General features: G+C 59.5%; 22 protein-coding genes and 1 rRNA gene. 8 read left to right on the top strand and 15 right to left on the bottom strand.

Annotated features, from left to right (window positions below):
* Positions 1 to 6: 6 nt before the first annotated feature.
* Positions 7 to 122 (top strand): 5S ribosomal RNA (gene rrf, locus P406_RS04100).
* A 182-nt stretch (positions 123 to 304) separates the two neighbouring features.
* Here rrf and queD read toward each other — a convergent pair.
* Positions 305 to 661, bottom strand: coding sequence for a 6-carboxytetrahydropterin synthase QueD (gene queD / locus P406_RS04095; protein WP_003317991.1), 357 nt, complete (start codon positions 659 to 661; stop codon positions 305 to 307).
* A 211-nt stretch (positions 662 to 872) separates the two neighbouring features.
* Between queD and P406_RS04090 the strand changes: the two genes are divergently transcribed.
* The 6 genes from P406_RS04090 (at position 873) to P406_RS04070 (ending at position 4,850) form a co-directional block, all read left to right on the top strand.
* Positions 873 to 1,181, top strand: a complete 309-nt coding sequence (locus P406_RS04090) for a PepSY domain-containing protein (RefSeq protein WP_046235404.1) — start codon at positions 873 to 875, stop codon at positions 1,179 to 1,181.
* Positions 1,181 to 1,489: a PepSY domain-containing protein gene (locus P406_RS04085; protein WP_003411684.1), complete on the top strand. Its 309-nt coding sequence runs from the start codon at positions 1,181 to 1,183 to the stop codon at positions 1,487 to 1,489. Before P406_RS04090 ends, P406_RS04085 begins: the two co-directional genes overlap by 1 nt.
* Complete coding sequence (locus P406_RS04080; protein WP_003395667.1) at positions 1,489 to 2,157, top strand: response regulator transcription factor; 669 nt, start codon at positions 1,489 to 1,491, stop codon at positions 2,155 to 2,157. Before P406_RS04085 ends, P406_RS04080 begins: the two co-directional genes overlap by 1 nt.
* Positions 2,154 to 3,473, top strand: a complete 1,320-nt coding sequence (locus P406_RS04075; protein WP_046235403.1) for a sensor histidine kinase — start codon at positions 2,154 to 2,156, stop codon at positions 3,471 to 3,473. Before P406_RS04080 ends, P406_RS04075 begins: the two co-directional genes overlap by 4 nt.
* A 59-nt stretch (positions 3,474 to 3,532) precedes the next feature.
* Positions 3,533 to 3,658 (top strand): hypothetical protein, encoded by a 126-nt coding sequence (locus tag P406_RS29665; protein ID WP_370737586.1) that lies wholly within the window; start codon positions 3,533 to 3,535, stop codon positions 3,656 to 3,658.
* Between the two features lie 127 nt (positions 3,659 to 3,785).
* On the top strand, positions 3,786 to 4,850 hold the full coding sequence (locus P406_RS04070; protein WP_003411676.1) for an AI-2E family transporter: 1,065 nt from the start codon (positions 3,786 to 3,788) through the stop codon (positions 4,848 to 4,850).
* 107 nt (positions 4,851 to 4,957) lie between these two features.
* Here the strand turns inward: P406_RS04070 and P406_RS04065 are convergent, their stop codons facing one another.
* A complete protein-coding gene (locus tag P406_RS04065) occupies positions 4,958 to 5,881 on the bottom strand; it encodes an alpha/beta fold hydrolase (RefSeq protein WP_046235402.1) in 924 nt (307 codons plus the stop codon).
* 120 nt (positions 5,882 to 6,001) lie between these two features.
* Here P406_RS04065 and P406_RS04060 point away from each other — a divergent pair, with 120 nt between their 5' ends.
* The gene (locus tag P406_RS04060; RefSeq protein WP_046235401.1) at positions 6,002 to 6,958 is read left to right on the top strand and encodes an AraC family transcriptional regulator; all 957 of its coding nucleotides are present in this window, start codon (positions 6,002 to 6,004) and stop codon (positions 6,956 to 6,958) included.
* Between the two features lie 68 nt (positions 6,959 to 7,026).
* On the opposite strand, the gene nuoN is transcribed toward P406_RS04060, so the two are convergent.
* The 13 genes from nuoN to P406_RS03995 form a co-directional block, all read right to left on the bottom strand.
* Positions 7,027 to 8,496 carry an NADH-quinone oxidoreductase subunit NuoN gene (gene nuoN, locus P406_RS04055; protein WP_046235400.1) on the bottom strand — a complete coding sequence of 490 codons (1,470 nt, stop codon included), beginning with the start codon at positions 8,494 to 8,496 and terminating at the stop codon, positions 7,027 to 7,029.
* Positions 8,497 to 8,503: 7 nt separating this feature from the next.
* On the bottom strand, positions 8,504 to 10,036 hold the full coding sequence (nuoM, locus tag P406_RS04050) for an NADH-quinone oxidoreductase subunit M (RefSeq protein ID WP_002554022.1): 1,533 nt from the start codon (positions 10,034 to 10,036) through the stop codon (positions 8,504 to 8,506).
* 39 nt (positions 10,037 to 10,075) lie between these two features.
* Positions 10,076 to 11,929, bottom strand: coding sequence for an NADH-quinone oxidoreductase subunit L (gene nuoL, locus P406_RS04045; RefSeq protein ID WP_046235399.1), 1,854 nt, complete (start codon positions 11,927 to 11,929; stop codon positions 10,076 to 10,078).
* Complete coding sequence (gene nuoK, locus P406_RS04040) at positions 11,926 to 12,234, bottom strand: NADH-quinone oxidoreductase subunit NuoK (RefSeq protein WP_003317980.1); 309 nt, start codon at positions 12,232 to 12,234, stop codon at positions 11,926 to 11,928. The genes nuoL and nuoK overlap by 4 nt, the downstream gene beginning before the upstream one ends.
* A complete protein-coding gene (nuoJ, locus tag P406_RS04035; RefSeq protein ID WP_003317979.1) occupies positions 12,231 to 12,740 on the bottom strand; it encodes an NADH-quinone oxidoreductase subunit J in 510 nt (169 codons plus the stop codon). The genes nuoK and nuoJ overlap by 4 nt, the downstream gene beginning before the upstream one ends.
* A 10-nt stretch (positions 12,741 to 12,750) precedes the next feature.
* Positions 12,751 to 13,299, bottom strand: a complete 549-nt coding sequence (gene nuoI, locus P406_RS04030) for an NADH-quinone oxidoreductase subunit NuoI (protein WP_002554018.1) — start codon at positions 13,297 to 13,299, stop codon at positions 12,751 to 12,753.
* Between the two features lie 11 nt (positions 13,300 to 13,310).
* Entirely contained in the window at positions 13,311 to 14,318 is a 1,008-nt protein-coding gene (gene nuoH, locus P406_RS04025; protein WP_003411662.1) for an NADH-quinone oxidoreductase subunit NuoH, read from the bottom strand.
* Entirely contained in the window at positions 14,315 to 17,032 is a 2,718-nt protein-coding gene (nuoG, locus tag P406_RS04020; protein WP_003417610.1) for an NADH-quinone oxidoreductase subunit NuoG, read from the bottom strand. Before nuoG ends, nuoH begins: the two co-directional genes overlap by 4 nt.
* Positions 17,033 to 17,168: 136 nt before the next feature.
* Entirely contained in the window at positions 17,169 to 18,527 is a 1,359-nt protein-coding gene (gene nuoF, locus P406_RS04015) for an NADH-quinone oxidoreductase subunit NuoF (RefSeq protein ID WP_003395689.1), read from the bottom strand.
* The gene (gene nuoE, locus P406_RS04010) at positions 18,524 to 19,021 is read right to left on the bottom strand and encodes an NADH-quinone oxidoreductase subunit NuoE (protein WP_002554014.1); all 498 of its coding nucleotides are present in this window, start codon (positions 19,019 to 19,021) and stop codon (positions 18,524 to 18,526) included. The genes nuoF and nuoE overlap by 4 nt, the downstream gene beginning before the upstream one ends.
* Before the next feature lie 2 nt (positions 19,022 to 19,023).
* Positions 19,024 to 20,805, bottom strand: coding sequence for an NADH-quinone oxidoreductase subunit C/D (gene nuoC / locus P406_RS04005; RefSeq protein ID WP_046235398.1), 1,782 nt, complete (start codon positions 20,803 to 20,805; stop codon positions 19,024 to 19,026).
* Positions 20,806 to 20,879: 74 nt separating this feature from the next.
* Positions 20,880 to 21,554 carry a NuoB/complex I 20 kDa subunit family protein gene (locus P406_RS04000; protein WP_002554012.1) on the bottom strand — a complete coding sequence of 225 codons (675 nt, stop codon included), beginning with the start codon at positions 21,552 to 21,554 and terminating at the stop codon, positions 20,880 to 20,882.
* Positions 21,555 to 21,564: 10 nt separating this feature from the next.
* Positions 21,565 to 21,978 (bottom strand): NADH-quinone oxidoreductase subunit A, encoded by a 414-nt coding sequence (locus P406_RS03995; protein ID WP_002554011.1) that lies wholly within the window; start codon positions 21,976 to 21,978, stop codon positions 21,565 to 21,567.
* Positions 21,979 to 22,094 lie beyond the last annotated feature (116 nt).

The following is a 22,094-nucleotide window of genomic DNA, read 5'->3' as shown; positions in this document are numbered from 1 at the left end:
GAATTTCTTGACGACCATAGAGCATTGGAACCACCTGATCCCATCCCGAACTCAGTAGTGAAACGATGTATCGCCGATGGTAGTGTGGGGTTTCCCCATGTGAGAGTAGGTCATCGTCAAGATTAAATTCCAGAAACCCTCATCGCTTACGCGTTGAGGGTTTTTGTTTGTCTGGTGCCTGTAAAAACCAGCGTGAAAAGACGTTTTCGTTTCTATGCATCATGCTTCTGCGTGGCTATATCTGCCGCCGATCGACAGGCACAAAAAAACCACCGATAAGGTGGTTTTTTTATTGTCAGGGCAATCAGTCGCCGCGGTATTCACATCCGCTGGTGCAGGTCTCGTGAATACGGACCGCCGACAGCTCCGGGAGCAGAGGCTTCAATTCATTCCAGATCCATTTCGCCAGGTTTTCGCTGGTTGGATTCTCCAGGCCCGGGATGTCATTCAGGTAGTTATGATCGAGGCGTTCATACAGCGGCTTGAAGATCGCCTTGATTTCCGAGAAGTCCCGGATCCAGCCGGTATGGGGATCAACCTTTCCGGCCAGATGAATGCCGACACGAAACGAATGGCCGTGCAGACGTCCACACTTGTGCCCCTCAGGAACGTGGGGGAGGCGGTGTGCTGACTCGAAGGTAAACTCTTTGAAGATTTCCACTGTGTATTGGCCCCGGAAAAATGGCGATCGCTCACGCGATAAATGCAATCGACGAGTTTAACAGCAATGGCCTGAAACTCCATGCAAGGGTTGGCCGGGATGACCCTGCCAGGAGTGATTGATGGCACTCGGCCAGATCTATTCAGTTTGAGTTAAGTTGTACCGGTTAAGGTGGACGCCATAGAAGCACCGATCGCTATGGATACCCCCTATGAAAACGCTGACCACCCTGCTGGCGGCCCTTACATTTTTTTTGACGTCCTGTTTCATTCAGGCGCGTAGCGTCGACCCACAGGAAGTGCTGCGCCTCAGTGATGCAGGTACGCTTCATTCGGCTGAAAAGCTTGATGCCAAAGCGCTGAGCAAACACCCCGATGCCAGTATCATTGGCACGCAGTTCAAGAACATCTACGGCAGGTACGTTTACACTGTCGAGCTGCGTGACAAACAGGGTATTGAGTGGGTTCTCGAAATGGACGCCGCCACGGGCCAGGTCTACAGGAATCATCAGGATAACTAATGAATGTCGACAAGCGTCTCTGTGTCATCCTTGGTTTGAGCCTGACCTGCTCTTTTGTGTATGCCAGAGATCTGAATCAGGATGAAGCGCTCAGTTTGCGGCAGCGCGGGGTCATCCTGCCTCTCGAGCAGTTCATCGAGCGCGCGATGGGCCTTCATCCGGGCTCTCGCCTGCTGGAGGCCGAGCTCGAGGAAAAGAATAATATGTACGTGTATGAATTTGAGTTGCTGACCCCTGAGGGCGTTGTCCGCGAGCTCAAGTTCGATGCACGTGATAGCCGATTGCTGAAAGACGAGGACGATGACTGATGCGCCTGCTACTGGTTGAAGACCATGTTCCCCTTGCCGATGAGCTGCTCGCTGCGCTGGGGCGTCAAGGCTACGCGGTCGACTGGCTGGCTGACGGGCGCGATGCGGTTCATCAAGGCGCAACCGAGCCGTATGACCTGATCGTTCTGGATCTGGGTTTGCCTGGCATGCCAGGGCTTGAGGTTCTCCAACAGTGGCGCAGCAAAGGTCTGGCGACCCCTGTGTTGATTCTGACCGCGCGAGGCTCCTGGTCAGAGCGTATAGAAGGCTTGAAGGCAGGCGCCGACGATTACCTGACCAAGCCTTTTCATCCTGAAGAGCTACAACTGCGTATTCAGGCACTGCTGCGACGTTCGCACGGGCTGGCCAACCAGCCCACGCTGGAATCGGCCGGCCTTAATCTGGATGAAGGCCGGCAATGCGTCAGCCGGGATGGCGTGGATATCCAGCTCACCTCAGCTGAGTTTCGGTTGCTGCGTTATTTCATGCTCCACCCGGGACAGATTCTCTCTAAAAGCCATCTTTCAGAGCACTTGTACGATGGCGAAAACGAGCGTGATTCCAACGTCATTGAAGTCCATGTCAATCACCTGAGGCGCAAGTTGGGCCGCGCAGTCGTCGAGACACGCCGCGGTCAGGGCTATTTGTACGGTGGAGCCGGCGGTTGAAGTCCATACAGCGACGTCTGAGTCTGGGGCTGATCGCCGTCATGGTCGTTGTCGGTCTGGTGATGGCGCAGACCAGTCTTTGGCTGTTCGAAGTGGGCCTGCAGCGCTACCTTGAGTCAGGTCTGCGCAACGAGAGTGAAAACCTGCTGGTAGCGCTGGTACGAGGACCGGCCGGGCTGCAACTGGATGATCATCGCCTGTCGGGTGCCTATCAGCGGCCGTTGTCCGGCCATTATTTCCGCATGGATTTGCCGCAGGGGCACTGGCGATCCCGTTCCCTGTGGGATTTCGAGCTGCCCCAGCCCGGGGTGGGTTTGCATGCCAATCTTGAGCTCGGCAAAACCGGGCAGTCGCTGTTGATGCTGACCAGCGAATACCGCAAGTTCGGCAAGCAGGTTTCAATCACCGTCGCACAGGATTACACGCCGGTCAGGGCGAGTTTTCGTCTCATGCAGCAGATCGGACTGGGACTTGGGCTTGCCGCGCTGATCCTGGTGCTGGTGTTACAACGCATCACCGTGCGAAGAGCGCTTCGTCCGCTTGAAACCGTTCGCGAGCAGATCTTTCAGCTCCAGCAGGGCCAGCGCTCACAACTGGATAATCAGGTTCCCCTCGAACTCGAGCCGCTGGTGGCGCAGATCAACCACTTGCTCGCGCATACCGAAGACAGCCTGAAACGCTCACGCAATGCACTGGGTAATCTTGGACATGCCTTGAAGACACCGCTCGCGGTCTTGCTCAGCCTGGCCCTCAGCGGACAATTGGACGCCAACCCGGCCTTGCGCAGGACGCTGCAGGAGCAGCTGGAAAATATCCGTCTGCGTCTGGAACGCGAGCTCAATCGCGCACGCCTCTCCGGCGACGCTCTACCGGGAGCCCGCTTCGATTGTGACGCCGAACTGCCCGGGCTTTTCTCCACACTGGGTATGATTCATGGTGCCCACCTCCAGTTGATCAACGATGTCGAGGCGGGCATGTACCTGCCGTGGGATCGAGAGGACATTCTCGAACTGCTCGGCAACCTGCTGGACAACGCCTGCAAATGGGCCGACAGCGAGGTGCGTCTGGACATTCTGAGTCAGCATCAGGGCTTCTGTCTGTTGGTGGATGACGATGGGCCTGGTATTCCCGAGGCGCAACGCGCAGAAGTGTTCAGTCGGGGCGCTCGTCTTGACGAGCAGATTACTGGCCACGGGCTGGGTCTGGGTATCGTGCGCGACATCGTCGAGGCGTGGGGCGGTCAATTGCAATTGCTGGAGAGTCCGGCAGGGGGATTGCGGGTACGCATAGACCTGCCAGAGCGGACTGCCCCGTAGTACGTCAGCCGGCATCTTTCAGAGAAATCAATCGCAGCGCTCATCGGATCGCGGGTGCAGTGGAGCGCGTCGCCGATGAAACCCGGCAAAGCGCCGAGACCTCACGCAGCCTGGCAGAACCGGGTGCGCGCCTGGACAACCTGGTGGTCAGTTCCGGGTCTGATGCCTGTCTGGCAGGGGGGTGAATCCCTGCCATCACCCGCGACTGACGTCGCCGTCATATTGCCTTCATGGAAGATGGCACTCGTGCGCTCGTGTGCTGACTAAGCTCTAGACCGGGCGCGACGCGCGGTCTAATGACATGGACAGGACATGAACGAAACCACGCTGCAATACAAAACCCTCATTCTGCTACTGGTACTGGTGACCATTGCCTTCATATGGATTCTGCTGCCGTTCTATGGCGCAGTGTTCTGGGCGGTCATCCTCGGAATCATCTTCGCGCCTGTGCAGCGCAAATTGCAGATCAAGTTCAACTGGTCACGCAATCTCACTTCCCTGTGCACCCTGATGATCTGTCTGGTCATCGCCATTCTGCCGGTGATCGTGATCAGCGCCTTGCTGGTTCAGGAGGGCACCACGCTGTACAAGAACGTCGAGACCGGGCAACTGGATATCGCCGGTTATCTGGCCGAGTTCAAGGACCTGCTGCCGCACTCCATGCAGGCGCTGCTCGATCGTCTGGGCATGGGCGACCTGGAAGGGTTGCGCGACAAGATCGCCAAGGGCGCGATGCAGGGCAGTCAGTACCTGGCGACCCAGGCATTCAGCTTCGGGCAGGGCACCTTCGACTTTGTCGTCAGCGTCTTCATCATGCTCTACCTGCTGTACTTCTTCCTGCGAGACGGACAGGAACTGGTACGCAAGATCCGCACGGCCTTCCCGTTGGGCGAACAGCAGAAGCGTCGTCTGCAGCTCAAGTTCACCCGAGTGGTACGTGCCACGGTCAAAGGCAACGTGGTGGTCGCGGTCACGCAAGGTGCGCTGGGCGGTTTCATCTTCTGGGTGCTGGACATCCCGAGTGCACTGCTCTGGGCGGTGATCATGGCATTCCTGTCGCTGTTGCCTGCGGTGGGAGCCGGGATTGTCTGGGCGCCAGTGGCCATCTACTTCCTGCTTAGTGGGATGATTTGGCAAGGTGTGGTACTGGGCTTGTTTGGCGTCTTTGTGATCGGTCTGGTGGATAACGTACTGCGCCCGATCCTGGTGGGCAAAGACACCAAAATGCCGGATTACCTGATCCTTATTTCCACGCTGGGCGGCATGTCGGTCTTCGGTCTGAACGGCTTTGTGATCGGACCTCTGGTGGCGGCGCTGTTCATGTCCAGCTGGGGGTTGTTCAGCGGCGCCAAGAAGCCCGTAAAACTGCCTGGCTGATATCGTAAGAAGGCGCAGCCGACACAGACCCGCGCATGCCTCCTGCCATTTATCAGGCAGGGGGCATGCGCGGGTTTTTTGTTAGGACATAACCCCCGGAGCAGGTCTCATTCTGAGCCTTTTGCCGCGATGGCAGCCGAGTCCATGAAGGCTGTCAGATCGGTATTGAAGCGCGATGCTTCTTCCAGAAATGGCGCGTGGCCTGAATTTTCGTACACCTTGGATTGAATCCGCGCATTGAGTTGCCGGGCACGTGCGATGCTGGGCTGAACATTGACCAGCTCATCCTTGCCGCCATACAGCATCAATACCGGCACCTTTGCCCTGGGCAAGCCTTCTGCCGCATCGACAGTCATTGCAGGCGTAGCACGGGTCATCGCCCACGATGCCATCGCGGCACTCGACAGCAGCCGCTCGAAGATCAGTGCATCCGGCTTTGTCTGGAAGCACAGTCCGAGAAAAGTACGTACTGCATCAAGGTGGGTCTTCAGGTCCTCTGAGCTCAGGCCTGCATACACTTGAGGATGGGCTGTAATCAAAGCAGCGTTGAGCTCGATGACACCATCGACATACACAACCCCGCCGATCTTCGCATCGCCATAGGCGGCGAGGTAGTTGGACATGACCACGCCCCCCATTGACCAGCCAACCAGCACCGGACGCTTGCTTGCAGTGGCTTCAACTACCGCTGCCAGATCGTCCGCATAATGACGTCCATTGCGGTACGCCTCGATATTCCCGGGCTTGTCGGAAAGCCCGTGACCGCGCAGGTCATAGGTAATCATCCGGTAGCGCTGTAGCTGAGGATTACCGATCTGCTTTTCCCAATTGAGGTGACTGCCCAGCAGGCCGTGGATGAAAATCAGCGCCGGGCCGCTCGGATCTCCTGATTCCTGCACAGCGAGCTTGACGCCGTCAGGGGCTGTGACGGTGTAGCTTTTGTCTATTGCCAGGGCAATCGACGATAGTCCGCTTAACAGCGCGACAAGCCAGGTATTACGCAGTAGGCGAACGAAGCGAATGTGATTCATGAGGCGATTTCCCTGCGGCAGAAGTGATGGGCGCACTGTAGGTCGATGACGCAGGACGGTCTATGGCGTAGGATCCGGAAAAATTGATTAATCATCCTGAATTCGCGATGACCGTTCTCCATGCCAACCTGCTCAAATGACCCCATCAGCGAACTGCTGCTCGGTATGCGTCTATTCGGTGTTCAATTCCGCAGGTTGAAAGTCGTACCGCCTCTTGGTGTTGGCTTCAGTAACGCAATCGGGCGAGCACAGTTTCATTTCGTCGGACGTGGGCCGGTCTGGCTACGCAGCGCTGAGAACGTTCTGTACAGGCTCGATACCGGAGACGCGGTTCTGATTCCGCGCGGTGGGCACCATGCCATTTTGTCGGCTGAAGACACGGCTACGAGCGATATACAGCTGTTTGACCCGTCTACCGGCATTGTCGATGGCGTTCACAATGGGGCATACGACGAGGAGGGCGGAGTCTTTGATCACGCGATCATCTTCAGCTGTTGCATGGAGTTGGAGCTGGGCGGCATGCAACCGCTTGTTGCCGCCATGCCGGATGTCATGCAGGTCAGCACTCTGTTGGAGACATGTCCCGAGCTGCGGCCCATGCTTGCGGCAATGGAGCGTGAGAGCTTGATGCTGCAGGCCGGGCATGCGGGGATTCTGGCACGTCTTGCTGAAGTCGTGGCCGCGCTGTTGGTGCGTGGTTGGGTTGCAGGCGGCTGTGGGAATGCCACAGGCTGGCTCGGTGCTTTGCAAGACCCTCGGCTGAGCCGGGCCATTGTCATGATGCACCGGCACCCAGGCAGAAACTGGACGGTGGCCACGCTTGCCCATGAGGCCAGGCATTCCCGCTCTGTGTTCGCACAGCGCTTTCTCGAGGCAACGGGTATGCCGCCATTGCAGTACCTGACGGAGCTGAGAATGCGCCTGGCATTGCACAGGCTGAGCCGTGAACACTGTTCTCTGGAGGCTGTTGCCAGTCAACTGGGTTACGGTTCATTGGCTGCCTTCAGCCGTGCATTCAAAAGAACGATGGGCCTATCCCCTGGCGCTGTTCGTGCCGCGAAAAGCGTTGCCGGGTAGCCGTTCCAGCCATTTTCGAAGACAAAAAAAAGCCCTGCTCGAGAGCAGGGCTTTGCGTTTGCGCAGGATCAGCCCGCTACGTGCAGACCGGCGTTGAGCACCAGATCGAGCAGCGGTTGCGGGTAGACACCCAGCACGAAGGTCAGGATCGCAACGGCCAGCAGCATCACGCCGCCCGTGCGCTGTGCCCAGTTGATGGCTGCGTCGTGGCGAGGAAGCTTGTTGTCGACCAGATACATGGTGACCATCACGCGCAGGTAATAGAACACGCCGATGGCGCTACCGATTACCAGAGCCCCGACCAGCCACCACAGCTGCGATTCGACACCGGTGGCGATGATATAGAACTTGCCGATGAAACCTGCGGTGAGCGGGATACCCGCCAGCGACAGCATCATCAGGGTCATGACTGCCGTCAGGTAAGGGCGACGCCAGAACAGACCACGGTATTCGAACATTGCATCGGCATCACGTCCGCTGTAAGGCGAAGACATCATGGTGATCACACCGAAGCTGCCCAGCGAGGTCAGGACGTAAGTCGCCAGATAGACGCCGATCGCCTCGACCGCCATGCCTTTGCTGGCCACCAGAGCAATCATCAGGTAACCGAAGTGAGCGATGGAGGAGTAGCCCAGCAGACGCTTGAGATTGGTCTGGGTCAGCGCCAGCAGGTTGCCAACCAGGATCGACGCGACGGCGATGACTGCCAGTACGTCATGCAGGACACCGCTGCTGGCTGCTGGTGAAACCTGGAACAGACGCACCAGTACCGCGAATACCGCCACCTTGCTGGCAGTTGCCAGGAAGGCTGCGACCGGCGCAGGAGCGCCTTCGTAAACGTCCGGGGTCCACAGGTGGAAAGGCACCAGTGACAGCTTGAAGGCCAGGCCGACGACCATCATGCCCAGACCCAGGCTGGCAATCGGACTCGGCATGCCGGTCGCTGCGATGGCCTTGCCGATACCGTCGAAGCTCAGCGAGCCTGCCTCTGCATACAGCAGCGCCATACCGAACAGCAGGAACGCCGAACCTGCAGCCGACAGCACCATGTACTTGATGCCGCCTTCCAGCGAACGCTTGTTGAAGAAGGCATAAGCCGCCAGCCCGTAGACCGGTACCGACAGCAGTTCCAGACCGATGAACAGGCCCGCCAGATGCTGAGCGCTGACCAGCACCAGTCCACCGGCAGCTGCCAGCAGGATCAGCAGGTAAAGCTCTTCGCGATTGCCCGGATACCCGACCTTGCCGTCACCCAGATAGGCGTGCGCCATGGTCACGCAAGCGAGGGTAGAGGCGAGGATGATCGCCATGTACAGGCAGGCAAAGTTGTCGATATGCAGCAGTGGCGTCACGACCAGAGGGGCGACTTTCAATGCCGGATAAATCGACAGCAGGGCCAGGTTGAGGCCTGCTACCGAAAGCAGGAACGTTTGCGAGTGATTGCGGCGCCATGCGATCGCAAGCATCACCACGACAATGGTGAGGCTGGTGATCAGCAGTGGCGCAAGCGCAATAAAGTGTTGAATCGTCAGGTCCATAGCGCTCTTACCGGGCCGAAGCGAGTTGAGTGAAGGCAGTGCCTAGCCATTGCTGCACGCCATGCATGGTCGCCGCCGATGTGTCGAGGAACGGCTGCGGGAACACCCCGAGCACGACCAGCAACACGGCAAGGCCCAGCACCATGATCATTTCCCGTCCGTCCATGCCCTTCAGAACCTCGTCGGACTTCGACGGGCCGAAGTAGGCGCGGTGGATCATGATCAGCGAGTAGACAGAACCAAACACCAGACCGGAGGTGGCGATCGCCGTGATCCATGGTGAGCTGGCGAAGCTGCCCAGCAGAATCAGGAACTCGCCGACGAAGTTGCCGGTGCCCGGCAGACCCAGAGAGGCGGCGGCAAAGAACAGGCTGATGGCCGGGATGTAGGCGATGCGTGACCACAGACCGCCCATCTCACGCATGTCGCGAGTGTGCAGACGCTCGTACAACTGACCACTGAGAATGAACAGTGCCGCGGCCGACAGACCGTGGGCGATCATCTGGATCAGTACGCCTTGCAGGGCTTGCTGGCTGCCCGAGTAGATACCGATCAGTACGAAGCCCATGTGCGAAACGCTGGAGAACGCGATCAGACGCTTGATGTCGGTCTGGGCAAACGCGAGGAATGCGCCGTAGAAGATACCGACCAGGCCCAGCGTCATGGCAATCGGTGCGAACTCGGCCGATGCGTTGGGGAACAGCGGCAGGGCAAAGCGCAGCAGGCCGTAAGCCGCCGTCTTCAGCAGGATACCCGCCAGGTCGACGGAGCCTGCGGTCGGTGCCTGGGCATGCGCATCCGGCAGCCAGGAGTGCAATGGCACCACCGGCAGCTTGACGGCGAAGGCAATGAAGAAGCCCAGCATCAGGATGTACTCGGTGCCCGGTGCCAGTTTGGTCTTCAGCAGGTCGGCGTAGGCAAAGGTGATCACGCCGGTCTGATTGAAGTGCACCAGCACCAGACCCAGGATCGCCACCAGCATGATCAGGCCGCTGGCCTGAGTGAAGATGAAGAACTTGGTGGCCGCATAGATACGGGTTTTCTTGCCATCCGAAGAACTGTGACCCCAGAGCGCGATGAGGAAATACATCGGCACCAGCATCATTTCCCAGAAGAAGAAGAACATGAACAGGTCGATGGCGAGGAATACGCCGACGACACCGCCCAGGATCCACATCAGGTTAAGGTGGAAGAAACCGACCTTGCGCTGGATTTCCTTCCACGAGCACAGCACCGACAGCACGCCCAGCAGGCCGGTCAGCAGGATCATCAGCAGCGACAGGCCATCGAGTGCCAGATGCACGTCGATGCCGAAGCGGGTGATCCACGGGTGGTGGAATTCCAGGGTCCAGGTCGGATCGGCACCCGGCACCGGCGCGTAGCCGAAGTTGCCGGTAGCCCACAGCCAGAGGCCGAGAACCAGTTCCAGGGTCATTGTCAGCAACGCAATCCAGCGCGGCAGGGTAGAGCCGAAGCGCTCACCCAGCCAGCACAGCAGGCCGCCGATGAAGGGGATCAGGATTAGCCAGGGCAGAATCATGACGGGCTCAATTCCTTTCGCAAATTCGCAAGGTTCATATCAGATCGCAACCAGAACGACGGCACCGAGTACCAGAACGGCACCCACGGCGATCGAGGCAGCATACCAACGCAACTGGCCGGTCTCGGTGCGGCTCATGGTGTCATGACCGCCTTTGACCAGACGTGGGATCAAGCCGATGGTGCGGTCGAACGGGTCGCTACGCAGTACATGGCTGATCGCCAGATACGGCTTGACGAACAGCTTGTCGTAGATCCAGTCGAAGCCCCAGGCCGCGAACCACCAGGCCGAAAGGAAACGGCCCGGAGCGCTGTTGGCGATAGCCGTCGCCAGGCGGCGCTTGCCGAGGAACAGCAACGCTGCCAGCAGGATACCGGCCAGCGCGATGGCGCCGGAAGCGATCTCCAGACTGTGTTTGGCTTCGCCACCGGCATGGCCGACGCTCTGCGGCAGCACACCGGCCAGGGGCGGCGTGATCAGCGCGCCGACGAATGTCGACAGCACGATCAGCACCGACAGTGGCAGCCAGTGAGCGATGCCGTGACCTGCGTGTGCTTCGGTCTTGGCTTCACCATGGAACGCGATGAAGATCAGACGGAAGGTGTACAGCGACGTCATGAACGCGCCCACCAGACCGGCATACAGCAAACCGTTGTTACCGCTGGCAAATGCTTCCCAGAGAATTTCGTCCTTGGAGTAGAAGCCCGCCGTCAGCAGCGGCAGGGCGGAAAGAGCAGCGCCACCGACGATGAAGCTGGCGTAGGCCAATGGCAGTTTCTTCCACAGGCCGCCCATCTTGAAGATGTTCTGCTCGTGGTGGCAGGCAACGATCACCGCACCGGAAGCAAGGAACAGCAGCGCCTTGAAGAAGGCGTGGGTCATCAGGTGGAAGATCGCGCCTTCCCAGGCGCCGACACCCAGTGCCAGGAACATGTAGCCGATCTGGCTCATGGTCGAGTAGGCGAGGATACGCTTGATGTCGGTCTGTACCAGTGCGGCGAAACCCGCCAGAACCAGCGTGACGCCGCCGACAATGCCGACCAGATGCAGAATGTCAGGTGCCAGTGCAAACAGGCCGTGAGTACGCGCGATCAGGTAAACGCCCGCCGTGACCATGGTTGCTGCGTGGATCAGCGCCGAAACCGGAGTAGGACCGGCCATCGCATCAGCCAGCCAGGTTTGCAGTGGCAGCTGTGCAGATTTACCGACCGCACCGCCCAGCAGCATCAACGTCGCCAGCACGATCCAGAAATCGCCGACCTTGAAGTGTTCCGGCGCCCTGACCAGCAGTTCCTGCACATTGAGCGTGCCCAGCTGCTGGAACAGGATGAACAGGCCGATAGCCATGAACACGTCACCGATACGGGTGACGATGAACGCTTTGAGCGCTGCGTTGCCGTTGTTGCGGTTGCTGTAATAGAAACCGATCAACAGGTAGCTGCACAGGCCCACGCCTTCCCAACCGAAGTAGATGAACAGCAGGTTGTCGCCCAGGATCAGGAACAGCATGCTGGCAATGAACAGGTTGGTGTAGGAGAAGAAGCGCGAGTAGCCCGCTTCACCGCGCATGTACCAGGACGCGAACAGGTGGATCAGGAAGCCGACGCCAACCACGACGCCCAGCATCGTGACGGACAGTCCGTCCAGATACAGCGCGAAGTTGGGCTGGAAGCCATCGACATCCATCCAGCGCCACAGCACCTGGGTGTAGTGACCGCCTTCGGGTGGCGCCACGTTGAACTGCCAGATGACCCAGGCCGTGACGATGGCTGACAGGCCGATGGAGCCGACGCCGATCAGCGCAGCGAGGTTTTCCGAGATGCGTCCACGGGAGAACGACAGCAGCAGAAAGCCGATGAGGGGGAATACGAAAGTCAGAAAGAGAAGATTCATCCGCGCATCTCGCTGGCAGCATCGATATCGAGAGTGTGGAAGCGGCGATACAGTTGCATCAGGATCGCCAGGCCGATACTGGCCTCGGCTGCCGCAAGGCTGATCACCAGGATGAACATCACCTGCCCGTCCGGTTGCCCCCAGCGGCTGCCGGCCACGACGAACGCCAGTGCAGCGGCGTTCATCATGATTTCCAGGCTCATCAACACGAAGAGAATGTTACGGCGCACCATCAGGCCGACCAGACCCAGGCAGAACAGGACCCCGGCGACCGCCAGACCGTGCTCAAGAGGGATAGCATTCATTGGCTTGGCTCCTTGGCCTCGTTGCGGCCCAGATGAAAGGCCGTGATGGCTGCTGCAAGCAACAGCATCGAGGCGAGTTCCACCACCAGCAGATAGGGCCCGAACAGGCTGATGCCGACTGCCTTGGCGTCGACCGTGGTGTGACCGACACCAGCGCCGGTCGGGTTGGCGAACAGCACATACAGCAACTCGGCCAGCAACAGCGCGCCGAGAATGACCGGGCCGATCCAGATGCCGGGTTTGAGCCAGGCACGTTCCTGCTGAACCGAGGCCGGGCCGAGGTTGAGCATCATCACCACAAACACGAACAGGACCATGATCGCGCCCGCGTAGGCAATGACTTCCAGCACACCGGCGAACGGCGCGCCGAGGCTGAAGAACGTCATTGCTACGGCGATCAGCGAGATGATCAGGTAGAGCAGGGCGTGCACCGGGTTCGTGTTGGTGATCACCCGCAGGGTGGACACAACAGCGATACCGGATGCGAAGTAGAAAGCGAATTCCATCTTTACTTCCTTAAGGCAGCAAGCTCTTGACGTTGATCGGCTCGGCTTCATTCTGTGCGGAGCCCTTGGGCTTGCCGCCGATGGCCATACCGGCAACGCGATAGAAGTTGTAGTCAGGGTTCTTGCCGGGTCCGGAGATCAGCAGGTCTTCCTTCTCGTACACCAGGTCCTGACGCTTGAAGTCGGCCATCTCGAAGTCCGGCGTTAGCTGGATCGCGGTCGTCGGGCAGGCTTCTTCGCACAGGCCGCAGAAGATGCAGCGCGAAAAGTTGATGCGGAAGAAGTCGGGATACCAGCGTCCGTCCTCTGTCTCGGCCTTCTGCAGCGAAATGCAGCCGACCGGGCAGGCTACCGCACACAGGTTGCACGCCACGCAGCGCTCTTCACCATCGGGGTCGCGGGTCAGAACGATGCGGCCACGGTAGCGGGGCGGAAGATAAACCTGCTCTTCGGGGTATTGCAGGGTGTCGCGCTTGCGAAAGCCGTGGCCGAAGACCATGACCAGGCTGCGCAACTGGGTACCCGTACCCTTAACGATGTCACCAATATATTTGAACATGGGTCAAATCCTCACTGAACCGAGCCTGCCGGTGTGTTCAACAACACAATCGCAGCAGTCACCAGCAAATTGATCAGGGTCAGCGGCAGACAGAACTTCCAGCTGAAATCCATGACCTGGTCATAACGCGGGCGCGGGATGGAGGCGCGCAGCAGAATGAACAGCATGATGAAAAACGCGGTTTTCAAGGCGAACCAGAAGAATGCCAGCGATGGCAGAATGTCGAACGGGCCGTGCCAGCCGCCGAAGAACAGCGTCACCAGCAGCGCCGAGATCAAAATGATCCCGATGTATTCGCCCACGAAGAACATGCCCCATTTCATGCCGGCATATTCAATGTGGTAGCCGTCAGCCAGTTCCTGCTCGGCTTCCGGTTGGTCGAACGGGTGGCGGTGAGTCACCGCCACGCCTGCGATGAAGAACGTACAAAAGCCGAAGAACTGCGGAATGATGAACCACAGGTTCTGCGCCTGATATTCAACGATGTCGCGCATGTTGAACGAGCCGACCTGAACCACGATACCCATCAGCGCAAGGCCCATGAACACTTCGTAGGACACGGTTTGTGCCGAAGCACGCAGGCTGCCCAGCAGGGCAAACTTGTTGTTGCTCGACCAGCCGGCGAACAGCACCGCATACACGGAAAGACCGGCCATGGCGAAGAAGAACAACAGACCGATGTTCAGGTCCGCGACGCCCCAGGTCGGGGTGATCGGGATGACCGCGAAGGCGATCAGCAAGGCGCTCATGGCAACCACCGGCGCCAGGGTGAAGATCACCTTGTCGGCGAACGGTGGGGTCCAGTCTTCCTTGAAGAACATCTTCAGCATGTCGGCTGCGATCTGGAACATGCCGAACGGACCCACGCGGTTCGGACCATAACGGTCCTGCCACCAGCCCAGCAGACGACGTTCCACAAAGCTCAGCAGCGCACCGCAGACCACGACGGCCAGCAACACCACAATGGCCTTGACCACTGCAATGATTGCGTCGATCACATCAGGGGTAAACCAGGTCATTGCGCTGCCTCCTGCAGACCGTCAACGGATTTGCCGAAGAGTGCCGGCGGAATGCCAGGCAGTCCTGCCGGCAATGCCACAAGGCCCGCGCCCAGTTCTTCGCTGATGCGCAACGGCAAGGTCAGCGTTTCGCCGCCGATGCTCAAGGAGAGCAGGGCACCGTCGTTGACGCCGAGGCGATCGGCTTCGGATTTGGCCACTGCGACATAGGCCTGCGGGATGCGTTCCTGAACCGGCGCGGCCAGAGACGAGGTTTCGTCGCTGCCGAACAGGTGGAAGAACGGTACGACCTGCCAGGTGCCGCGCTCTGGAGAGAACGCGCGTGGCACGCTGGAGAACCACGACAGACCATCGCCCTGGCTTTCGATCAGGCGAGTGCCCGGGTCGCCAGCACGCAAGTGACCACCGACTTCGTCCTGAAACTTGTTCCAGGCCTGCGGCGAATTCCAGCCTGGCGACCAGGCGAATGGCACCTGCTGACGAGGCTCGGCCGAGCCCGAGTAGCCTTCCATGGAGAACGAGAACGCTGTGTCGATGTCTTGCGAGGTGCGCGGCTCATGCACGCTGATGTTGGCTCGCATCGCGGTACGGCCGCTATAACGCAGCGGTTCGCGAGCCAGTTTCAGGCCTTTGATGCGGAACGACGCAGACGGCGCGGCGTTGACGATACCCGCCAGCTGCGGCGTGCTGCCGGCGCAGGCTTCGGTGACGTGGTCGAGTTGCGTCCAGTCAACCGGCTTGTTCAGCAAGGTGGCACGCAGGGCATGCAACCAGCGCCAGCCTTCGTGAACCAGAATGCTGGCATCCAGATAGGTCGGATCGAAGACCTGGAAGAAGCGTTGGGCGCGGCCTTCCTGGCTGACCAGTGTGCCGTCGCCTTCAGCGAAGCTGGCAGCTGGCAGGATCAGGTGGGCGCGGTCGCTGGTCGGGGTTTTCTGATGGTCAGCGACGATCACGACCTTCGCAGCGCTCAGCGCGGCGTCGACGATCCTGGCGTCCACACGACGATACAAATCGTTTTCCAGCACCACGATAGCGTCGGCCTTGCCGGAGATCACGGCTTGCAGCGCGGCATCTACGGACTCGCCGCCGAACATCGCCAGGCCCATGCTGTTGGCTTCAGGCACGATCAGGCTGATGGAACCCTGCTTGTCGCGCAGCTTCAAGGCCTTGGCGATGTTGGCAGCAGCTTCGATCAGCGCTGTCGAACCCAGCGAACTGCCGGAAATGATCAGCGGTCGTTTGGCAGCCAGCAGTGCGTCGGCAATGCGTTGCGCCAGTTCCAGCGCCTCGCTGTCCAGTCCTTCGACGGCAGGTGCGCTGGCGTCCAGGGCATGAGCCACGGCAAAACCGATACGCGCCAGATCATCGGGCGCTGCATGTACGCATTCCTCCGCCACGTCGTCGAGACGGGTCTCGGCGAGGCTGGCGATGAACAGCGGATTCAGTTCGTGCTGACCGATGTTCTTCACGGCTGCATCGAGCCACGGCTGGACTTTCATCGCCGCTGCCATGTCTTCTGCCTTGCCTTTGACGGCCTGGCGCAAGCCCAGGGCCATACGCGCCGCTGTCTGGGTCAGGTCTTCACCGAGGACGAAGATGGCATCGTGATCTTCGATATCACGCAGGGTAGGGATCGGCAGCGGGCTGTCGTTCAGGACCTTGAGGATCAGCCTGATACGCTCCAGCTCACCGGCTTCGATACCGCTGTAGAAATGCTCGGCACCCACCAGCTCACGCAGCGCGTAGTTGCTTTCAAGGCTGGCGCGAGGAGAGCCGATACCGACGATGTTACGGCCGCGCAGCAGGTCCGCCGCCTTGTCCAGCGCCTCGTCCAGGCTCAGTTTGACCTGACCGTCGACGAGCAATGGCTGACGCGGGCGATCCTTGCGGTTGACATAGCCGTAGCCAAAACGTCCGCGGTCGCAGAGGAAGTACTGGTTGACCGAGCCGTTGTAACGGTTTTCGATGCGGCGCAATTCACCGTAGCGTTCGCCCGGGCTGATGTTGCAGCCACTGGAACAGCCGTGGCAGATGCTTGGAGAGAACTGCATGTCCCACTTGCGGTTGTAGCGCTCAGAGTGGGTCTTGTCCGTGAACACACCGGTCGGGCAGACCTCGGTGAGGTTGCCGGAGAACTCGCTTTCCAGCGTGCCATCTTCAACGCGACCGAAGTACACGTTGTCATGGGCGCCGTAGACGCCCAGGTCGGTGCCGCCCGCGTAGTCTTTATAAAAGCGTACACAGCGATAACAGGCGATGCAGCGGTTCATCTCGTGCGCGATGAACGGCCCCAGTTCCTGATTCTGGTGGGTACGCTTGGTGAAGCGATAACGGCGCTCGTTGTGGCCGGTCATCACCGTCATGTCCTGCAGGTGGCAGTGACCGCCTTCCTCGCAGACCGGGCAGTCATGCGGGTGGTTGGTCATCAGCCATTCGACGACACTGGCCCGGAAGGCCTTGGACTCATCGTCTTCGATGGAAATCCACGTGTTGTCGGTGGCTGGCGTCATGCAGGACATGACGATACGACCGCGTGTGTCGTTCTCGTCCGTGTACTGCTTGACCGCGCACTGGCGACAGGCGCCAACGCTGCCAAGGGCGGGGTGCCAGCAGAAATAAGGAATATCGAGGCCCAGCGACAGACATGCCTGTAACAGGTTGTCTGCACCATCGACTTCGAGCGCTTTGCCGTCTACGTGAATAGTAGCCATGGTTCAAAGGTCTTCGTTGGCCCGTTGTCAGCGGGCGTGGCTAATGGAATCTCGGTAGTACCCGTATCGTTCAGCCCGGAGGGCGTCAGCAGGTACGAGGACGGCAGCCCGAACAGCCGCCGACCGTTGTGTCTTGTTATGCGCCGACCACTGTCGGACTTTTGCCCGGAACGAGCGTGGTTGCGCTGGCTGGCGCGATACCGGCTTCGAACTCGGAACGGAAATACTTGATCGCACTGCCCAAGGGTTCAACGGCGCCCGGTGCATGGGCACAGAAGGTCTTGCCAGGGCCGAGGAAATTGACCAGACCCAGCAGGGTTTCGATATCCCCCGGCTGACCCTGACCGTTCTCGATGGCGCGAAGCATTTTCACGCTCCATGGCAAACCGTCGCGGCATGGCGTGCAGAAGCCGCAGGACTCCTGAGCGAAAAACTCTTCCATGTTGCGCAGCAGCGAGACCATGTTGACCGAATCGTCGACCGCCATCGCCAGCCCAGTCCCCATACGGGTGCCGACCTTGGCGATACCGCCTGCATACATCTGGGCGTCCAGATGCTCCGGCAGCAGGAAACCCGTACCGGCGCCTCCGGGTTGCCAGCACTTGAGCTTGAAGCCATCGCGCATGCCGCCGGCGTAGTCTTCGAACAGTTCGCGAGCCTGTACGCCGAAAGGCAGCTCCCACAAACCGGGGTTTTTGACCTTGCCGGAGAAACCCATCAGCTTGGTGCCGTGGTCTTCACTGCCTTCGCGGGCCAGCGACTTGTACCAGTCGTTGCCGTTGTTGACGATGGCAGGCACGTTGCACAGGGTCTCGACGTTGTTCACACAAGTCGGCTTGCCCCACACGCCCACTGCCGCAGGGAAGGGTGGCTTGGAGCGCGGGTTGGCGCGGCGGCCTTCCAGCGAGTTGATCAGCGCGGTTTCTTCGCCGCAGATGTAGCGACCGGCACCGGTGTGCACGAACAGTTCGAAGTCGAACCCGGTGCCGAGAATGTTCTTGCCCAGCAAACCGGCAGCCTTGGCTTCCGCCACTGCGCGATTGAGGTGCTTGGCCGCGGTGACGTATTCGCCGCGCAGGAAGATATAGCCACGATAGGCTTTCAGCGCGCGGGCACTGATCAGCATGCCCTCGACCAGCAGATGGGGCAGTTGCTCCATCAGCATGCGGTCTTTCCAGGTATTGGGCTCCATCTCGTCCGCGTTGCACAGCAGGTAGCGGATGTTCATGGACTCGTCTTTGGGCATCAGGCCCCACTTCACACCGGTGGGGAAGCCTGCGCCGCCGCGGCCCTTGAGGCCGGAATCCTTGACCGACTGGACGATATCGTCAGGCGCCTGTTGCGTCAGCGCCTTGCGCGCTGCCGCGTAGCCGTCCTTGGTCTGGTACTCGTCGAGCCAGACCGGCTCGCCGTCGTCGCGCAGACGCCAGGTCAGCGGATGGGTTTCTGCCGTGCGCGTAATGCGGTTGGCAGGGCCGAAGGAAGTGATGGTCATAGGTAACCCTCCAGCATCTTGGCAACGCCAGCAGGCTGTACATCGCCGAAAGTGTCGTCGTCGACCATCACGGCCGGCGCCTTGTCACAGTTGCCGAGGCAGCAGACCGGCAACAGTGTGAAACGACCGTCGGCGGTGGTCTGACCCAGGCCGATGCCCAGTGAGCTCTTGATCTCGTCGACCACGTTTTCGTGGCCGCCGATGAAGCACACCATGCTGTTGCAGACGCGAATGATGTGACGCCCGACCGGCTGGCGGAAGATCTGGCTGTAGAAGGTGGCAACGCCTTCGACGTCGCTGGCAGGGATGCCCAGCAGGTCGCCGATCGCGTAAATGGCGCCGTCGGGCACCCAGCCGCGTTCCTTCTGAACAATTTTCAGGGCTTCGATGGACGCCGCGCGCGGGTCCTCGTAGTGATGCATCTCATGCTCGATGGCCGAGCGCTCGGTTTCGCTCAGGGCGAAACGGTCTGTCTGGATTAGCGGGCTATTCATGCTTAGCGGTCCACGTCGGCCATAACGAAATCGATACTACCCAGGTACGCGATCAAGTCCGCGACCATGCTGCCTTTGATCACCGAAGGGATCTGCTGCAGGTGCGGGTAACTCGGGGTGCGGATCCGGGTACGGTAGCTCATGGTGCCGCCGTCGCTCGTCAGGTAATAGCTGTTGATACCCTTGGTCGCTTCGATCATCTGGAAGGATTCGTTGGCCGGCATGACCGGGCCCCACGAAACCTGCAGGAAGTGCGTGATCAGGGTTTCGATGTGCTGCAGGGTGCGCTCTTTCGGCGGCGGCGTGGTCAGCGGGTGATCCGCCTTGTACGGGCCTTCCGGCATGTTGCGCATGCACTGGTCGATGATCTTGATGCTCTGGCGCATCTCTTCGACGCGGACCATGCAGCGGTCATAGGCATCGCCATTGGCGGCCAGCGGCACTTCGAATTCGAAATTCTCGTAGCCCGAGTAAGGGCGAGCCTTGCGCAGGTCGAAGTCGCAACCGGTGGAGCGCAGGCCTGCACCGGTGACGCCCCACTCGAGGGCTTCCTTGGTGTTGTAGGCGGCAACGCCGACGGTACGACCCTTGAGGATGCTGTTCTGCAGCGCAGCCTTGGTGTATTCGTCGAGACGCTTGGGCAGCCAGTCGACGAAGTCCTTGACCAGTTTTTCCCAGCCGCGCGGCAGGTCGTGAGCGACGCCGCCGATGCGGTACCAGGCAGGGTGCAGACGGAAGCCGGTAATCGCTTCGATCACGGTGTAGGCTTTCTGGCGGTCGGTGAACGTAAAGAACACCGGTGTCATGGCGCCCACGTCCTGAATGTAGGTACCCAGGAACAGCAGGTGACTGGTGATACGGAAGAACTCGGCCATCATGATGCGGATGACGTCGACCTTTTCCGGCACCTTGATGCCTGCGAGCTTCTCGACCGAGAGCACATAAGGCAGGTTGTTCATCACCCCGCCCAGGTAATCGATACGGTCGGTATAGGGAATGAAGCTGTGCCAGGACTGGCGTTCGGCCATTTTCTCGGCACCACGGTGGTGGTAGCCGATGTCCGGAACGCAATCGACGATTTCTTCGCCGTCCAGTTGCAGAATGATACGGAACGCACCGTGAGCAGAAGGGTGGTTCGGCCCCAGGTTGAGGAACATGTAGTCCTCGTTGGCGCCAGAGCGTTTCATGCCCCAGTCTTCCGGACGGAAGCGTGCGGCTTCTTCTTCCAGTTGCTGTTTGGCGAGGGTCAGGCTGTACGGATCGAATTCCGTTGCACGGGCAGGGAAGTCCTTGCGCAGCGGGTGGCCTTCCCAGGTCGGCGGCATCATGATGCGGCTCAGGTGCGGGTGGCCTGGGAAGTCGATGCCGAACATGTCCCAGACTTCACGCTCGTACCAGTTGGCGTTGGGCCAGATGCTGGTAATCGTCGGTACGCTCAGGTCGCTTTCGGAAAGCGCGACCTTGATCATCACGTCGCTGTTTCGCTCGATCGACAGCAGGTGATAGAACACGGTGAAGTCTGCGCCGGGCAGGCCACGGCGGTTTGTGCGCAGTCGCTCGTCCACGCCATGCAGGTCATAAAGCATGGAGTAGGGCTTGGGCACGTTGCGCAGGAACGTCAGAATTTCAAACAGTCTGGCGCGCTCGACCCACAGCACGGGCATGCCGGTGCGAGTCTGCTGGGCAGTGAAAGCCTCTGCACCAAAACGGTTATTCAGTTCAACGACGACATCTTGGTCGTCAGCCTTGTAAGGCGGGATGTACAGAGCGTTGTCTGCAGTCATAGGTCTCAATCACTTCGGTCAACGTACAGAATCAACCCCGGTTCTTGTCTTTTTTATAAGAAGAACGGGCTGGATCAGACTTCGTCGGGGCTGCGCAGGTTGGTCACCTGAATACGCTGTTCGCGGCGCTGTTCCTTTTGCGACGGCATCTCGGCGCGATACACGCCTTGATCGCCAACGACCCAGGAAAGAGGGCGACGCTCCTTGCCGATGGATTCCTGCAACAGCATCAAGCCTTGCAGAAACGCCTCGGGGCGGGGCGGGCAGCCGGGCACGTAGACATCCACGGGAAGGAATTTGTCCACCCCCTGGACCACTGAGTAGATGTCGTACATGCCACCGGAGTTGGCACACGAACCCATGGAAATAACCCACTTGGGTTCGAGCATTTGCTCGTAGAGACGCTGGATGATCGGCGCCATCTTGATGAAGCAGGTACCGGCAATAACCATGAAATCCGCCTGCCGTGGCGACGCCCGGATGACTTCAGCGCCAAAGCGCGCGATGTCGTGGGGGGCCGTGAAGGCGGTGGTCATTTCCACATAGCAGCACGACAGGCCGAAGTTGTAGGGCCACAGGGAGTTTTTACGTCCCCAGTTGACCGCACCGTTCAGCACGTCTTCCAGCTTGCCCATGTAGATGTTTTTGTGGACTTGATCTTCTAACGGATCGGAAACGGTTTCTCGTTTGCCGATGGGGTACTGCTCGTTAGGAGCGTCCGGGTCGATCCTGGTGAGATTATATTGCATCGCCAAAGCCTCATTGTTTCAGCTTCGCTTGCCGATTACGGCGACCTTCAGGAGCCCAGTCAAGAGCGCCAACCCGCCATAGGTAGACAAGACCTGCCAACAGAATTGCTATGAAAACGAGAGCTTCGACGAATCCGGTCCAGCCGCTTTCGCGAACGGACACAGACCAGGCAAAGAGAAAAAGGGCTTCAATGTCAAAGATCACGAAAAGCATCGCGACCAGATAGAATTTTGCGGAGAGGCGCAGGCGTGCACTGCCGGTAGGCAGCATGCCGGATTCGAAAGGTTCGTTCTTGCTGCGGCCCCAGGCCTTGCTTCCGAGCAGGCTGGACAGACCGAGCATGAAGGCGCAAAGGCCGACAACACCCAAAAGGAAAATGGCGAAGCCCCAGTTGTGGGCAATCAGACCTGTCGATTCGGGCATGCTGTCAGTCCTTGTTAGAGAGCAAAGGTCTCTGTGCTTGATAAAGAGTCGAGGCAGTGACGAAATGTCGCAGTGCGGTCAACGGATTGATTTTATGTGCAAACAGTTGGCAAGTA

The sequence above is a fragment of the Pseudomonas syringae pv. coryli str. NCPPB 4273 genome, assembly GCF_000972175.1.
GTDB lineage: Bacteria > Pseudomonadota > Gammaproteobacteria > Pseudomonadales > Pseudomonadaceae > Aquipseudomonas > Aquipseudomonas syringae.
The sequence above is the reverse complement of the archived record's forward strand: the minus strand, read 5'-3'. Positions and strand labels throughout refer to the sequence as shown.

Bases quoted from the DNA above. Each gene is read 5' to 3' on its own strand.
- nuoM (WP_002554022.1), bottom strand. From the start codon at position 10,036: ATGATTCTGCCCTGGCTAATCCTGATCCCCTTCATCGGCGGCCTGCTG.
- P406_RS04070 (WP_003411676.1), top strand. From the start codon at position 3,786: ATGAACGAAACCACGCTGCAATACAAAACCCTCATTCTGCTACTGGTA.
- nuoC (WP_046235398.1), bottom strand. From the start codon at position 20,805: ATGACTGCAGACAACGCTCTGTACATCCCGCCTTACAAGGCTGACGAC.
- P406_RS04090 (WP_046235404.1), top strand. From the start codon at position 873: ATGAAAACGCTGACCACCCTGCTGGCGGCCCTTACATTTTTTTTGACG.
- nuoG (WP_003417610.1), bottom strand. From the start codon at position 17,032: ATGGCTACTATTCACGTAGACGGCAAAGCGCTCGAAGTCGATGGTGCA.
- P406_RS03995 (WP_002554011.1), bottom strand. From the start codon at position 21,978: ATGCCCGAATCGACAGGTCTGATTGCCCACAACTGGGGCTTCGCCATT.
- nuoN (WP_046235400.1), bottom strand. From the start codon at position 8,496: ATGGACCTGACGATTCAACACTTTATTGCGCTTGCGCCACTGCTGATC.
- P406_RS04000 (WP_002554012.1), bottom strand. From the start codon at position 21,554: ATGCAATATAATCTCACCAGGATCGACCCGGACGCTCCTAACGAGCAG.
- P406_RS04080 (WP_003395667.1), top strand. From the start codon at position 1,489: ATGCGCCTGCTACTGGTTGAAGACCATGTTCCCCTTGCCGATGAGCTG.
- nuoH (WP_003411662.1), bottom strand. From the start codon at position 14,318: ATGACCTGGTTTACCCCTGATGTGATCGACGCAATCATTGCAGTGGTC.
- nuoL (WP_046235399.1), bottom strand. From the start codon at position 11,929: ATGAATCTTCTCTTTCTGACTTTCGTATTCCCCCTCATCGGCTTTCTG.
- P406_RS04065 (WP_046235402.1), bottom strand. From the start codon at position 5,881: ATGAATCACATTCGCTTCGTTCGCCTACTGCGTAATACCTGGCTTGTC.
- nuoF (WP_003395689.1), bottom strand. From the start codon at position 18,527: ATGACCATCACTTCCTTCGGCCCTGCCAACCGCATTACGCGCACGGCA.
- nuoI (WP_002554018.1), bottom strand. From the start codon at position 13,299: ATGTTCAAATATATTGGTGACATCGTTAAGGGTACGGGTACCCAGTTG.
- P406_RS04060 (WP_046235401.1), top strand. From the start codon at position 6,002: ATGCCAACCTGCTCAAATGACCCCATCAGCGAACTGCTGCTCGGTATG.
- nuoK (WP_003317980.1), bottom strand. From the start codon at position 12,234: ATGAATGCTATCCCTCTTGAGCACGGTCTGGCGGTCGCCGGGGTCCTG.
- nuoJ (WP_003317979.1), bottom strand. From the start codon at position 12,740: ATGGAATTCGCTTTCTACTTCGCATCCGGTATCGCTGTTGTGTCCACC.
- P406_RS04085 (WP_003411684.1), top strand. From the start codon at position 1,181: ATGAATGTCGACAAGCGTCTCTGTGTCATCCTTGGTTTGAGCCTGACC.
- nuoE (WP_002554014.1), bottom strand. From the start codon at position 19,021: ATGAATAGCCCGCTAATCCAGACAGACCGTTTCGCCCTGAGCGAAACC.